13 protein-coding genes are annotated in these 14,893 nt (G+C 38.2%); 4 read left to right on the top strand and 9 right to left on the bottom strand.

The annotated features are described in order from the left end of the window. Positions 1–32 precede the first annotated feature (32 nt). The gene (locus ACYT6F_RS19050) at positions 33–740 is read left to right on the top strand and encodes a DedA family protein (RefSeq protein ID WP_472599183.1); all 708 of its coding nucleotides are present in this window, start codon (positions 33–35) and stop codon (positions 738–740) included. Between the two features lie 159 nt (positions 741–899). Here ACYT6F_RS19050 and ACYT6F_RS19045 read toward each other — a convergent pair whose 3' ends face one another. After that, the gene (locus ACYT6F_RS19045; protein ID WP_472599181.1) at positions 900–1,769 is read right to left on the bottom strand and encodes an alpha/beta hydrolase; all 870 of its coding nucleotides are present in this window, start codon (positions 1,767–1,769) and stop codon (positions 900–902) included. Between the two features lie 258 nt (positions 1,770–2,027). Here ACYT6F_RS19045 and ACYT6F_RS19040 point away from each other — a divergent pair, with 258 nt between their 5' ends. Further along, positions 2,028–2,918, top strand: coding sequence for a DUF808 domain-containing protein (locus ACYT6F_RS19040; RefSeq protein ID WP_472599180.1), 891 nt, complete (start codon positions 2,028–2,030; stop codon positions 2,916–2,918). A gap of 64 nt (positions 2,919–2,982) precedes the next feature. Here the strand turns inward: ACYT6F_RS19040 and ACYT6F_RS19035 are convergent, their stop codons facing one another. The 6 genes from ACYT6F_RS19035 to proS all read right to left on the bottom strand — a co-directional run bounded on the left by ACYT6F_RS19035 (position 2,983) and on the right by proS (position 10,615). Then, positions 2,983–3,963 (bottom strand): HNH endonuclease, encoded by a 981-nt coding sequence (locus ACYT6F_RS19035; RefSeq protein WP_472599179.1) that lies wholly within the window; start codon positions 3,961–3,963, stop codon positions 2,983–2,985. Between the two features lie 114 nt (positions 3,964–4,077). Then, positions 4,078–5,196 (bottom strand): molecular chaperone DnaJ, encoded by a 1,119-nt coding sequence (dnaJ, locus tag ACYT6F_RS19030; protein ID WP_472599178.1) that lies wholly within the window; start codon positions 5,194–5,196, stop codon positions 4,078–4,080. Positions 5,197–5,299: 103 nt separating this feature from the next. Continuing rightward, positions 5,300–5,836 (bottom strand): nucleotide exchange factor GrpE, encoded by a 537-nt coding sequence (locus tag ACYT6F_RS19025; protein WP_472599177.1) that lies wholly within the window; start codon positions 5,834–5,836, stop codon positions 5,300–5,302. 435 nt (positions 5,837–6,271) lie between these two features. Then, positions 6,272–7,612, bottom strand: coding sequence for an Nramp family divalent metal transporter (locus tag ACYT6F_RS19020; RefSeq protein WP_472599176.1), 1,341 nt, complete (start codon positions 7,610–7,612; stop codon positions 6,272–6,274). A gap of 107 nt (positions 7,613–7,719) precedes the next feature. Then, the gene (locus ACYT6F_RS19015) at positions 7,720–9,015 is read right to left on the bottom strand and encodes a DUF937 domain-containing protein (RefSeq protein WP_472599175.1); all 1,296 of its coding nucleotides are present in this window, start codon (positions 9,013–9,015) and stop codon (positions 7,720–7,722) included. Between the two features lie 124 nt (positions 9,016–9,139). After that, positions 9,140–10,615, bottom strand: coding sequence for a proline--tRNA ligase (gene proS / locus ACYT6F_RS19010; protein WP_472599174.1), 1,476 nt, complete (start codon positions 10,613–10,615; stop codon positions 9,140–9,142). Between the two features lie 147 nt (positions 10,616–10,762). Between proS and ACYT6F_RS19005 the strand changes: the two genes are divergently transcribed. After that, positions 10,763–11,833, top strand: a complete 1,071-nt coding sequence (locus ACYT6F_RS19005; RefSeq protein WP_472599173.1) for a prolyl-tRNA synthetase — start codon at positions 10,763–10,765, stop codon at positions 11,831–11,833. A 50-nt stretch (positions 11,834–11,883) separates the two neighbouring features. After that, a complete protein-coding gene (locus ACYT6F_RS19000) occupies positions 11,884–13,263 on the top strand; it encodes an OmpP1/FadL family transporter (RefSeq protein ID WP_472599172.1) in 1,380 nt (459 codons plus the stop codon). A gap of 76 nt (positions 13,264–13,339) precedes the next feature. On the opposite strand, the gene ACYT6F_RS18995 is transcribed toward ACYT6F_RS19000, so the two are convergent. Both ACYT6F_RS18995 and ACYT6F_RS18990 read right to left on the bottom strand, forming a co-directional pair. Then, the gene (locus ACYT6F_RS18995; protein ID WP_472601145.1) at positions 13,340–14,068 is read right to left on the bottom strand and encodes a ZIP family metal transporter; all 729 of its coding nucleotides are present in this window, start codon (positions 14,066–14,068) and stop codon (positions 13,340–13,342) included. After that, positions 14,068–14,793 (bottom strand): class I SAM-dependent methyltransferase, encoded by a 726-nt coding sequence (locus ACYT6F_RS18990; RefSeq protein WP_472599171.1) that lies wholly within the window; start codon positions 14,791–14,793, stop codon positions 14,068–14,070. Before ACYT6F_RS18990 ends, ACYT6F_RS18995 begins: the two co-directional genes overlap by 1 nt. Positions 14,794–14,893: the final 100 nt, after the last annotated feature.

Below are 14,893 nucleotides of genomic sequence, written 5' to 3'. Positions count from 1 at the left end.
ATTAATCCTATTTTTGTTACTTATCAAAACGTATGGAAGATTTCAATAGTTGGAAAGATTTATTAAATCCTGAGTTTTATATCAAACTTGGAGGATTTTGGCTTATTCTGTTTATTATTTTTGCTGAAACAGGTCTTTTTGTAGGTTTTTTCCTGCCGGGGGACTCGCTTCTTTTTGTTTCGGGAATTTATGCGGTTAGAATTGTTTCAGAAACTTTTGGATCAACGGGAAGCGATCTTTTAGATACAACAATTTTAGCTTCTTCTGTAGCACTTGCTGCAATCATAGGAAATGAAGTGGGATATTATTTCGGAAGAAAGGCTGGATCTGCCTTATACAAAAAGCAGGATACCTGGTTATTTAAAAAGAAATATCTATATCAGGCACACAATTTCTTTGAAAAAAATGGGGCGTTGGCGATCATCATGGCAAGATTCCTTCCGGTGGTAAGAACATTTACACCGATTGTAGCCGGAATCGTAAAGATGGATAAAAAAGATTTCTTAAGAGATAACATCATCGGAGCAATTTTATGGTCTTTCCTTTTGATTTTTGCAGGACATTATCTAGATAAACTCTTTCAGGAAGAATTTGGAATTGATCTTAAGACAAAGCTGGAACTGATAATTATCGTTATTGTTCTGATTACTACAGTACCGGTAATCCTAAAGTTTTTATTCGGCAAAAAAGAAGATTTTTCGAAATATGAAAATTATAAATTTGATGAAGACGAAGATTAATTCATTAAATTAAATAATACAGGCCTGCTTAATGAGCAGGCTTTTTTATGAAGTATGTTTTAAAAATCTAAAAGCCTGCAAAAATGCAATTTCAAAACAATCCACCATTGTCGTCAACCATCAACCATCAACAAACAACCATTAATCATCAATCATTGCTCATGATCTTATCCAATCCCTGATATTCGGATAAATAATGCTGTCTCTCTTTTTCTTGTTAAAAAACCTTGGAGCGTGCCCCGTATTTTTCATAAAGATAAGTTTATGCGGAATGTCTCGTGCCGTTAATACGGAATCTAAAGCCAATCCCTGTTGCTTATTCACCAAAAAATCCTGATTTCCCTGAAAGATCAGAGTGGGAACATTGGAGACATTGGCTATCGGACTTGCTTTTCTGAATTCCTCCGACATATTTTTCCTGTGAAATTTCGCTCCTACAACGGCCTGAACAGTCGGAGATGAATATTTTGAATAAAATAAATTTAAATATTCCGGGGAATAAAAATCGGTGGGTGCACTCATAGAGATAATCTTTTTAATCCGTTCAGGATTCTGATATCCGTAGAGCAAAGCAAGATGCCCGCCTGCACTTTCGCCGAGAAGAATATAATTGTCAGGCTGTAGTTCAGCTTTATCTGCCAGTTTGTTGAACTTTGTAATTACGGCATTAATATCTTCCAGCTGTTCCCGGTACGTGATTTTTTTTGATTTTGAAACCAGCCGGTAATTTATATTGATGCTCGGAATATTGTGGTTAAAAAGCATTTTCTGAATGTGGATCATATGCTCCTTCTTTCCGTATTTCCAGGCGCCGCCGTGAATGAGCAAAACTACGGGTGCATCCTGAGGATAATCCGAAGGAAGGAAAACATCCATTTTCTGCCTTTTATGTTCACCGTATTTAAGATTGTATATTTTCTGTTCGTTATTCGTTCCCACCCAGACTCTGAATCTTGTATTGCACGATTGGAATACAAAGCTGATTAATCCCAGGACGAAAAAATGATACTTTAGAACCAGCTTTTTCATAAATTAAAGGTACATAAAAATTACAAAAGTAATATCCGTAAGGGATTTACACTTCATCGCTTTTTCTTTTGCATGGAAGTTGATAATGTTAGATGATAATTTGATCTTGCAGTTGGCTACGTATCTTTTTGAAATGCTCACAATCAATTTTATTAAAATTAATGATAATAATTCTTTCTAAAACGCGAATGCATCATAGAGCAAGTCAAATTAAATAATTATTTTTGTTTAACAATTATTAAAAAAATATTAAAATATATGGCATCTGGATTTTTTGCTATTCTGGACGACATCGCAGCTCTGATGGACGATGTAGCGGTAACGAGTAAGATTGCAACTCAAAAAACGGCAGGAATTCTGGGGGATGACCTGGCCGTAAATGCCGAAAAGGCAACGGGATTTCTTTCATCCCGCGAGCTTCCCGTATTGTGGGCAATCACCAAAGGCTCTTTCGTTAATAAGCTCATTATTCTGCCTGTTGTATTTGTATTGAACTGGTTATATCCTCCCGCAATTAATTATGTGCTGATTCTCGGCGGACTGTACCTCGCCTTTGAAGGAATGGAAAAAATAATTGAATTTCTTTTCCACCGTGACAAAAAAGGACATGAAGTGGAAGAGGAAATTGAAAATCCAAAAGGCGAAAGTCCGGAGGAAATTGAAAAATCCAAAATCAAATCAGCCATTACAACAGATTTTATTTTATCTGTTGAAATTGTGATTATTGCGTTGGGAACGGTTTTAGAAGAAAAACACCCTTTCATCACCCAGATTCTTGTAACTACTCTTGTCGCATTTATTGCAACAGTAGGGGTATATGGTATTGTTGCGTTAATCGTAAGAATGGACGATGCAGGATTCAAATTGATTAAAAAAAGCAATAATAAAGGATTCTTTGGAAAGCTGGGACATCTTTTGGTAAAATCATTACCGATTGTCATTAAAGCATTGGGAATCATTGGTACGATTGCACTGATCCTCGTTGCCGGAGGGATTTTTGCCCATAGAATCGATTATTTTCATCACCTGTTACCAACCTGGCCTTCTATTCTGAAAGAGCTTGTCTTTGGTTTAAGTGGCGGATTGCTTGCGGTAGCGCTTTTTACAGCTGGGAAGGGGATTTATTCATTGGCTTTTAAAAGGAATTAATTTTATTTTTATAATCTTTAGTTTCGGGGGGCGGCTTCGAAGAAGCCGCCCCCCGAAACTAAATTTATGATTTGTTAAAAATAAGACTATAATGATATCGCAAGAATTCAGATCCTAGATTTTCTCGATTGTAAGCTAATTCTTTAAGGTGATATTGATTATTAGAATCAATATGCTCTATTAAATTTGTCTCAGGATTTATGGCAATGCTTCCATAATCAAATTCAGTATGGTGATAAGGACAAAGGATAATTATATTTCCCTTAGCGTCTGGTCCTTGATGTTCTCCACCTAATGGTTTCAAATGATGACCTTCAGAATAATAAAACCCATTTGGCAGTTGAATACTTTTTCCACATATTTGACATTTCCAATTGTTTTCAGACTTAGTTGATCTTGATAATTTAGTATCCCTAATTAGTCTTGAAATAACTGTTTTAACACGCCCTGCAGAATTGTAATCTGGACTCTGTGGTTCATTTTTAGTTGGTACATTAATATTATTTTCTATACCCAATTCGGGCTTAAAACTAATTGATCTTGAAATCAAGTCAAAAACATTATACAATTCTGGAGAACATGTAGCAAAATATTTTTGTGCAACTCTAAGTTCTTCCCTATATAAATTATAGAATTGTCCACCTTTATTATTTTTAAGAATATCTTTTAAACTTTGGTGATACTCGATAAAAATTTTATCGATTGGATAGGGGACTTCAACTTTTGTAAAATTGGTGATATTAATTCTTTGATAAATTCCTCTATTGCTCCAGTCTTCGGATAATGGTGGTTCTTCATTCGTTTCAAGTAGTTCAGAGTTAGCTGTAGAAATGCCATAGAAATGATATTTGTTTTTGATTTTTACAAGATGTATTATAGTATCATTTATATTTACTCTTTCCATTAATTTCCAAGATCTAGTGTAAGAATTGCGGCTAAATTTTGGACTCCATAAACAAGATCCTAATTCCCATCCGATTCCTCCATGTTTTAAGTTTGTAATTTCAAAATAGACGTTTTGGTTTTCTTTAATTTGAGGTAACATTTTTCTTTTGTTTTTTTGTTTTTAGTTTATTTTTTAAATTTAAAACAAAAATATAATTAAAAATGTTGAAAATTATTAAATAAAAAAAGAGGCCTTAAAGCCTCTTTTTTTATATTAATTGAACAAGTCTTTCACTTTATCAAAAAAAGTTTTTTCTTTTCCGGATGGTTCTGCAACCATTTCACCGCTGTCCATTTGTCTTTCAAAGAAGTCTTTCTGTTCTTTAGTAAGCTTTTGTGGAGTCCAAACATTGATATGGATAAACATATCGCCCTTTCCGTAGCTGTCGATGCTTGGCAGACCTTTGCCTGCCAATCTCAGGATTTTACCTGACTGTGTTCCGGGATCGATGGTAATTTTCACTTTTCCGCCAACGGTTGGTACTTCTTTCTTTGTTCCCAAGGCTGCTTCAGCAAAAGAAATATACAGTTCCTGATGAAGATTATCCCCTTCTCTTTTGATGGTTTTATCAACTTCCTCTTCAATGATCACCAGAAGGTCACCCGGAATACCGCCAAAAGGCGCATCATTCCCTTTTCCTCTCACATTAAGCTGGATACCGTCTCTTGCTCCTGCAGGAATATTAATAGTAACTTCTTCTTCATCTTTAACGAGTCCCTGTGCATTAGCTCCGGCCGGTATTTTATCGGCTACTTTACCGATTCCCTGACAGGTTCCGCAGGTAGTCTGTGTCTGCATCTGCCCGAACATCGTATTCATAACTTTCAGCTGAACTCCTGAACCGCCGCAGGTCGGACAGGTTTTTGAAGTTGCGCCTTCAGCTAACTTCATTTTCTTTACCTTGATGGTCTTCTGCGTTCCGTTTACCATTTCGTCAAGGTTCAGCTTGATTCGGATTCGTAAATTGGAACCTTTCACCTGCTGACGTCCACCGCCACCGCCGCCAAATCCGCCGAAGCCGCCACCGAAAATATCTCCAAACTGACTGAAAATATCTTCCATGTTCATTCCGCCTCCAAAGCCGCCGCCGCCGAAACCTCCGTTTCCGCCCACTCCGGCATGACCGAACTGGTCGTATCTCGCGCGTTTCTGTTCGTCGCTCAGCACTTCATAAGCTTCAGCAGCCTCTTTGAACTTTTCTTCAGCCTCTTTGTCGCCCGGATTTTTATCCGGGTGATATTTGATGGCCATTTTACGGTATGCTTTCTTTATCTCGTCGCCTGATGCAGATTTGCTGATCTCAAGAACCTCGTAATAATCTCTTTTTGACATCTCTATTCTATAATTGATTATTGATAAATGATAATAGATATTTAAAATGGGTAAATAAATGAATATACATCAATTATCACTCATCATTTATCATTCATAAATTTTAATTACCTGTTACTACTTTTGCAAAACGGATCACTTTGTCTCCTAAAGTATATCCTGTTTCAATCACGTCCACAATTTTACCTTTAAGGTCTTCCGATGGCGCAGGAATCTGAGTGATTGCTTCATGGAAGTCCACATTAAAGCTGTCTCCCGCATTTACCTCCATCGCTTTCAGTCCTTTTTCGGTCAGTTTGCTTTTAAATTTATTGTAGATCAGTTCAACGCCCTGAAGATCCGAAGGATTACCGTTTTTGGCAATTTCCTTTAATGCTCTTTCAAAGTCGTCCAGAACGCCCAGCATGGAAACCATCATATCCTGATTGGCATACTGGAAAAATTCCATTTTTTCCTTTGATGTTCTTTTTTTATAGTTTTCGAATTCTGCGTACAGTCTGATGTAACGGTCTTTTTCCTCTGCCAAAAGTTCCTCAGCAGAAGGTTTTGCTGTCACATTGTCTTCTGATACCGCCTCATTCTGAATATTCGTTTCTTCCTGATTATTGATGCTTTCTTCGTTGATATCCTGATTTTCCATAATTCAATATTTATTTGGGTTAGTATTGACAAACATTCTGCCAAAGGGGAAAGGGTGACATTTAGGCAGATATTGTGATTTAAAATTCATAATTCACAACTCAACATTGACTTTTTAAGGAGCTTTTTCGCGCTATCCACTCATACTCCTCGCGCAGCCGCATACTTTCATCGCCAACGCGTGCTGTGGGGTATCCGTTACTATCACGGCTAGGGTAGTAGGTTTGGTGACTACGGGAACTCAGCCACCATTGAAATTGCAGTCTGTTTAAATCTATTATTTTAATATGTATAATTTAGCATAGCGAAATTCCCCTGCTCTGGAGGGGTGGATTCGACCAATGAGAGAAGACGGGGTGGTTTAAAATTAATTAAATAGAATGGTAATTGTAAAACTGAGAATTTTTAAATATAAAAAGTTCTTAACAAATTCACTTTAAACTCCTTCTCCGAAAAAAGTCTGATACAAAAGATAAACATTCAGGATTATAATAATAAAAGAAATAATCCAGACACATATCTTTAAGAAAGGTTTATTCACAAATTCTCCCATTTTCGCTTTGTCACTGGTAAACATCACCAAAGGCACCACCGCAAAGCTCAGCTGCATGGATAATATAACCTGACTCAGAACCAGAAGATCCGTAGTGCCCTGTTCGCCATACAGAATGGCCACAATCAGCGCCGGAATTACCGCTATTAACCTTGTGATAAGACGCCGTAGCCAGGGTTTTAATTTAATATTCAGAAAACCTTCCATTACGATTTGCCCGGCAAGAGTTCCCGTTAAGGTAGAATTCTGTCCCGAAGCCAATAAAGCAATCGCGAAAACAATGCTTGCCATGGAAGCTCCTAAAATAGGGGTCAGTAATTTGTAAGCATCATGAATATCCGCTACATCATGATTTCCCGAAATGTGGAAGGTGGCCGCTGCCAGAATGAGAATGGCTCCATTAATAAAAAAAGCCAGCATTAAGGAAAAAGTACTGTCCAGCGTGGCAAATTTTATGGCTTCTTTTTTTCCTTTGGTATTTCTCGGGTAATCTCTTGTCTGAACAATGCTGCTGTGTAAATATAAATTATGAGGCATTACGGTAGCTCCCAGAATTCCTATAGCAATATAAAGCATCGCAGGATTCTGCATAATTTCCGCTTTAGGAACAAGGCCTCCCAGAAGTTCGTTAATAGAAGGTTTTGAAATAACAAGTTCATAAATAAAACAAGCAAGAATAATGAAAATAAGCCCTCCTACAATACTTTCGATCCATCGGAATCCTTTCGATTGAAGCAGTAGGATTATCAGTACATCGACAGTTGTTATTACAATTCCCCAGGTAAGAGGAATTCCAAAAAGAAGATTAAGTGCAATAGCCGAACCTATCACTTCTGCAAGATCACAGGCTGCAATAGCGATTTCGCAGAATATCCATAATATAAAATTAGTGGTGGGACTAAAGTGGTCCCTGCATGCCTGAGCAAGATCTCTCTCTGCAACAACACCCAATTTCACCGATAAATGCTGCAAAACCATTGCAAAGATATTTGAAATCAGAATCACCGAAAGAAGGGTATATCCAAACTGGGCTCCTCCCGCAATATCGGTTGCCCAGTTTCCGGGATCCATATAACCTACGGCAACCATTAAACCCGGACCTGCAAAAGCCAGGTATTTCCTCCAGAAACTTCCGTTTTGTGGAACTTTTACGGAAGAATAGACTTCAGACAATGAATTGGATGTTTTATCTCTACGCCAGGCGTTTTTTAAATTCAGACTCATAAAATGTTAGGAATGACTAACAAATGTAATTAAATAAATGAAAACTACAAAATCACAAATAAAAATCCCGAAATACTTCGGGACTTTACATATATTTTAAGCACAGATTATTTTGCAAACCTTACCGCCATTTTACGGTCAATAGCTCTTTCAGCATCAGAAGCAGATGCATCAACAGTAGCAAACTCACTTCCGTATCCGTCTGCCCCAATAATCTGTGATCCTACGCCTTGCTTATCAAGCCATGATCTTATAAATTTTGCACGATCGTCAGATAATTTTTGGTTAGTGTTTTCATCACCGGTTTTATCCGTATAACCTCCTATTTTAACCTTAACATCAGGATATGCTTTTAAAATAGCTGTCAGATTTTGAAGTTGCCCTTCAGATCCTGCTTCAAGCTGGTTGGCGCTTCCCATTTTAAAATTTACATGGTCAAAATTGTACCAAGTATCTTTTAATGCGTCATCATTTTGTGCATTTTTATAACCGTCAGACTTTAGGAAAGCAATCATACGATCTTCCATACCGCCTCTGTAGCCTTTTAACGGAGTACCGTTTAAATCAATATCTTCATCTACCTTAGTTGACGACATATCTGCTGCTGTGTTGTTAACAGTAGTTGTTGCTGTATCGGTAACTACTTCTCCTGAGTCAGTTACAATGGTAGTCGTGGTCGTTTCTTTCTCCTCGCACTGTCTCCAGATGAAATAAGCAGCAGCGATCAGCAATAAAAGAGGCAGGAGCCATTTCCAGATAGATCCGTCTTTATCTTTATTCCTGTCAGGAAAAGTTCCGTTGAGGGTGGTACTTCTTGTAACTTCAGGCTTTGGTTCTTCATGAGCAGGCATATTAATGGCATCTCTGTCATTGTCAAATTTATATCTTGCATCCCAGTCGCCCATACTTAAAGAAGCGAAAGAAAGACCTGCCGGTAATAACGTAGAAACAACTCCCTGCTGATCATTAAGAATACCTGAAATTCCTGCTTTATCCAGATTATTATCTACAGAATATTTGCTTATGGTGCCCACAGTTGCTCCGGTAACCAGATTCAAAAGAGAATTTGAAGAATTATTACTGATTCCGGCGTATGTAGCAACAGAATTAACCAGTCTATTCAGTTTATCGCCAAATATCTGGGTCAGAACACTGGAAATCAATGAATTATTTGTGGTGCTTCCCACCAGGTTTCCGAGCATACCAGGAGAAGAAGAATTCATAATAGCGTCCAGAACAAGAGGGTTATCAGAATTATTAGCCAATCCGCCTACAACAGCAGGCAGCATTCCTCCGATTGCTTTTGAAATTCCGGATTCGCTTTCTCCGTACTGTGAAGCAGCCTGAGTTACGAAAGCCGGCCCCAGCTGCCCTTTAATAAGATCAATAATGTTTAGAGACATAGTAAATTATTTTGATATTAATGTTGTAGAGTGCTATCAAAAATTCGTCCAAACGGTTGTGATAAAAAAAAATCTGCAAAAATCCATCGGATTTTTGCAGATTCAAAATCTTATTTAAGATAAGTTAGTATGCTTTTGCAAACAGAACTCTTCTTTTTGAAGATTTCCCGGAAATTAAAGAAACTCCTTCTTCGATGTCATCATCCAAAGGAATACATCTTATCGTTGCTTTAGTCTCTTCCTTGATCTGTTCTTCTTCCTCTGCAGTGCCATCCCAGTGTGCATAGATAAATCCGCCTTTTTCTTCCAGAACTTTTTTGAATTCATCATAAGAATCCACTTTGGTAATGTTGTTCTTTCTGAATTCGAAGGCTTTATTGTAAATATCCTGTTGAATAGTTTTCAATAATTCTTCAATGTAAGAATCTAAACCATCAATAGACCGTACTTCTTTTGTAAGGTTATCTCTTCTTGCGATTTCAACAGATCTGTTTTCCAGGTCTCTTGGTCCCATTGCAATTCTTACAGGAACACCTTTTAGTTCATATTCTGCAAATTTCCATCCCGGTTTGTTCTGCGTATCATTATCAAATTTCACAGAAATTCCTTTCGCTCTCAATTTAGCCTGGATATCTAAAGCAACTGCACTGATTTGCTCCAGCTGCTCTTCTCCTTTAAAGATAGGAACAATAACAACCTGAATTGGCGCCAGCGTAGGCGGAAGTACTAATCCGAAATCGTCAGAATGGGTCATAATCAATGCTCCCATAAGACGTGTTGAAGTTCCCCATGAGGTTGCCCATGCGTGCTCAATTTTACCTTCTTTGTTGGTGAATTTTACATCAAAAGCTTTAGCGAAATTTTGGCCTAAAAAGTGAGAAGTTCCTGCCTGAAGTGCTTTCCCATCCTGCATTAATGCTTCAATACAATAAGTCTCATCGGCTCCGGCAAATCTTTCAGAAGGTGTCTTTAACCCCTGGATTACAGGGATCGCCATAAAGTTTTCTGCAAAATCAGCATACACTTTATTCATTTTTTCGGCTTCTTCAATGGCTTCTTCTTTTGTAGCGTGAGCGGTGTGTCCTTCTTGCCAAAGAAACTCAGCAGTTCTCAGGAAAAGACGTGTTCTCATTTCCCAACGTACAACATTCGCCCATTGGTTAATCAATATAGGTAAATCTCTGTAAGACTGAATCCAGTTTTTATATGTACTCCAAATGATCGCTTCGGATGTAGGCCTTACAATCAGTTCCTCTTCAAGCTTGGCATCAGGATCTACGATAAGTTTGGAAGGATTATTAGGGTCCGTTTTTAATCTGTAGTGGGTAACAACAGCACATTCTTTGGCAAAACCTTCTGCATTCTTTTCTTCAGCCTCGAACAAGCTCTTGGGTACAAAAAGCGGGAAATATGCATTTACGTGACCTGTCTCCTTGAATTTTTTATCCATTTCGTCACGCATTTTCTCCCAGATTGCATAGCCATATGGTTTGATCACCATGCATCCTCTTACTCCTGAGTTTTCAGCTAAATCGGCTTTTACCACCAATTCGTTATACCATTTGCTGTAATCTTCGCTTCTTGAGGTTAATTTTGCCATTAATTTTTTTTTAATTTTTTTAACTTTTCGCTATTATTGTTATCTAAAAATAAAAATCTATTTTTGATAGATTTTTGTACCTCTGGTGATGGTACATTTTTGGTACATTTTGCAAATATAATTTAAATAAAAAATTTTTACGTTATCATGAAAAGAAATATACATAAAAATTTGCTTGGTGCTATTAAATCCAAAGGGATTTTAGCGGTGGCAGGCGGATTATTACTTGTGTCATGCGGCGCCCAGATGGGTGGATACAGCGAGACAGATGGCGTTTATTACGACCCGAATAAAGATACCCTTCCGGAGGGAGTTATTATTAACGACAGCGGAAACAGAGTAGGACAGGATTATAACTATTATCAGGATGATTCCAATCTTATTCAAAATGCACAGGCCAACTCGAAAACAGGCCGTTATGAAGACTGGAATAACTACAACTGGAATTCTACCGCAACCGATTCAGACTGGGGAATGTATGCAGGAAGCCAGACCAATTACTACGATAATTCGTGGGGTTGGGGTTGGGGAAACCCTTGGGGCTGGGGCGGCTGGTACGGAGGATATAATCCGTATTGGGGCTACGGCGGAGGCTGGGGCATCGGACTTTCGTGGGGAGGCTCATGGGGTTGGGGCGGCGGCTGGAATATGGGCTGGGGATACTCACCATTCTGGGGCTATAACCCTTACTGGGGCTGGGGAGGAAATCCTTACTGGGGCTGGGGCGGCGGCTACTGGGGCGGTAACTATTATGCACCTTATTACAGAAGAAGCAGTACCAATGGAAGAGGATTCAACACCTACAACGGAAGTTTTGCCAATAAATATGGGGTAACCAGCTCTGGAGGCTTCAGAAGAAGCAATACCGGTGCCAGTACAGGAGGCTTCAGAGATAATTCAAATAACGGCGGTTTCAGAGGGAATGGCAACAACGGTGGTTTCAGACAAGGAAATAGTGCCAACGGAGGATTCAGAGGTCAAAATAGTGTAAGACCTCAAGGTGGATTCCGTAATCAGGGGCAGCCGAGACCAAATTACAATTATCAGCAGCCATCTCAACCGAGAAATGACGGAGGTTTCAGAAATAACGGAGGTTACAATAATTCCAACAGTGGAGGCGGATTCCGGTCAGGAGGCGGTGGCTTCGGCGGCGGAAGCGGCGGTGGTGGTTTCAGATCCGGTGGCGGCGGAGGCGGAGGCTTCCGAGGTGGCAGATAATTTAAATTAAAACTATTCAAAAAATAATGTTAAAAAAATCTTTAGCAATAATGAGTATTTCTGCTGCATTTTTTGCGCAGGCTCAAGATGTTTCAGTAATAAGAAATACGGTGGATGTTTATTCTAATGCACCGAATGTAGGTTCAGCGAAATTTAATGCCATGGCCGGATCCAACGGAGCTTTAGGAGGGGATGCGAATTCTCTTCTTACTAACCCGGCCGGTTTAGGAGTTGCTATTTCAGGTGAGGTTTCGGGAACGCTTTCTATCACAAGCAACAAAAACACCTCATCTTATGCAGGATCATCTTACGGATACACGATCAATAAAGGTGATCTTGGAAATATAGGAGCAGTAATGACTTTTCAGCTGATGACTGAAAGTGCATGGAAGTTTATCAATATCGGGGTGAACTATTCTAATCAGTCAATAGATAATTATATTGAAACTCCGGGAAATGCTAATTTGGTTTATGAATTTCCAGATACATCACTTTCTTCATTTGGAAGACATGCCTATGACCGATACGGTTATATGTCAAAAACAAGTTTTGGTGTAGGAGCAAATTATAACAATAATCTATACCTTGGAGCCGGATTGAACTTCTTCAATTCATCCATCGACCAGTCCGATACGGCTATTTTCAACTCTTTAGCAAACGGGAGCTCAGAATATTTCAGTAAGCAGAATACTCCTTTTTATGAAAGAGGAAATGGATTCTCAGCCTCACTTGGGGTAATCGGAAAATTAAGTCCGAACTTCAGATTGGGTGCATCAGTTGAAACACCTACTTTTTGGAATATCGACAGAAGCTATAATTTCTACAACGACCCGATTTACGGAGATGATTATGCAGTTGAGGACAGAAAGCTGACATCACCTATGAAAGCTACCGTAAGTGCTGCTTTTATCGCCAGCAAAAGTTTTGCCTTGAACGTTGACTATACCTTAGGTCTTACGAAACCTAGATACAAAGTATACGGAGATGCAGAAACTGAACTTAATGATTTCTTTAAGGACAACTACAAAAATCTTTCAGAATTAAAAATCGGGGCAGAATACCGCATGAAACAGTTCAGATTACGAGGTGGTTATGCTTATTCTTCAAGCCCGTTTGATGCTCTTTCTACTGACAGATATACTAATGATGGAGGGATCGCAGCAGCGTATTCTGATAACAAACTTATCCTTAATGACAGAAATGCACTTTCGGTAGGTTTGGGATATGATTTCAGATCCTTCTATATTGATGCATCTTATCAGAATATAACTTCAAAGTATAGCAATCCATTTTTATATGGTATTGTTAACAACAGCTATGAGGCAGGATACTATTCTCCAAACCGTCTGATTTCAAGTGATGCGTATGCAGTATCCGATGTGAAAAACGTGAGAAATAATTTCTTTATTACCTTCGGATGGAAATTCTAAGATAATAATACAGCTAAATAAAAAAAGCTTCGAAATTTTTCGAAGCTTTTTATTTTATCTAAAAAAAAATAATTTTTTAATGATGGTGTTCCAAATGAGAATGATCATGGAAAAGATGCATTACCAAAGCTAATGAAACGCCGAGAATAACAAGACCGATCTTTAACCAGTCAATATTATGGTTTTTGTTGCTTTCAAAAATAATGACGGAAGAAATATGCAGGAAAATCCCTCCTACAATCGCTAAGAAATAAGGCTGCAAATCGGGGTTAAAGTAATTCCCCAACAACATTCCCATTGGCGAAGCCAATGCAAACAGCGCCACAATCAGTAAAGAAGGATAAGAGGGTGCAGATTTGGATTCATGTTTTCTGTTAAATAAAAAAGCTCCCAAAATAAAAGAGATCGGAAGGTTATGAAAAACAATTCCCCAGAGATAAGGAGAAAGCTGATGTTCATCACTGGCAAGAGGAATTCCCTCAATAAATGCATGAATGAATAGTCCCACCATTAAAGCTGCCGGAAGAATATTGTGATCGCTGTGATGATGGAAATGGCCATGCTCAAAACCTTTGGTCAGAGCTTCCAGGATCATCTGCAATAAAACCCCGATAATCACGAAGATTCCAAGGCTGCTTCCTGTTTCTGCAGCATATACCTGCGGAAAAACTTCATTAAGGCAAATGGTAATAAGAAATCCCGCACTTAATATCAATAAGTTTTTGGCCAATTTTTCCTTTTTGCCGAAATGTTTTCCCAGAAATACCCCGGAAATAACACTTAAAATAAGTAAAAGAGCAGTTATCATTTTTTCTTAAATAAATTAATACAACGGGACGAATTTTCTTTGTCAAATGCATTCAGCTGATAATCTCCCCAGATTTTAACTCTTTCAAAGCCACACTCCTCGGCGTACATATTGATGGTTTCCCGTGTGTGAAGTTTTACCTTTTCAAAAAAATGAAACGGCTTACCATTGTCCTCAAACCGGATATCTTTAATCACATGTCTGCCTTCTATTTTCTTGGTAATTTTAAACTCAATATCTCCGCGTATTAAGGTCGACTCGGGAATGATATTTTTTCGTACAAATTCTTCATTCAGATAATCAAGAACAAAAAAACCGCCGGGTTTCAAAACGTCATACACCGACTGAAAGACTTTTTTGTCATCACTTTCATTATCGAAATAACCAAAGCTTGTAAAAAGATTGAATACGGCATCCTTAGGATCTGCATCGATGGGATTTCTCATATCATGAACACCGAATACTAATGTTTCGTTTTCAAACTGTTTGTCAAACTCAATACTTTTTCTTGAGAGATCGAGCCCAAGAACATTAAATCCTAATTTATTAAGAAAAACAGAATGTCTTCCTTTTCCGCAGGCAAGGTCGATAATCTTGGCATTTGGCGGTAACTGAAGGTCAGCCGTAAGTTTTGTGATGAAGTTTTCTGCTTCCGTATAATCTCTGTTACTGTAAAGCAAATGATAATAAGGGGTATCAAACCAAGATTCAAACCATTCCATAATGCAAAAATAACTAAATTTGTGCGGTAAAAGGAAAAAGTATTTAACATTGAAAGATTGAAACATTCAATGATGCAACAATCGGAATACCTAATCTTTT

It is taken from the genome of Chryseobacterium sp. NG-CE01 (assembly GCF_055695505.1).
This window is presented reverse-complemented; position numbering and strand designations above follow the sequence as displayed.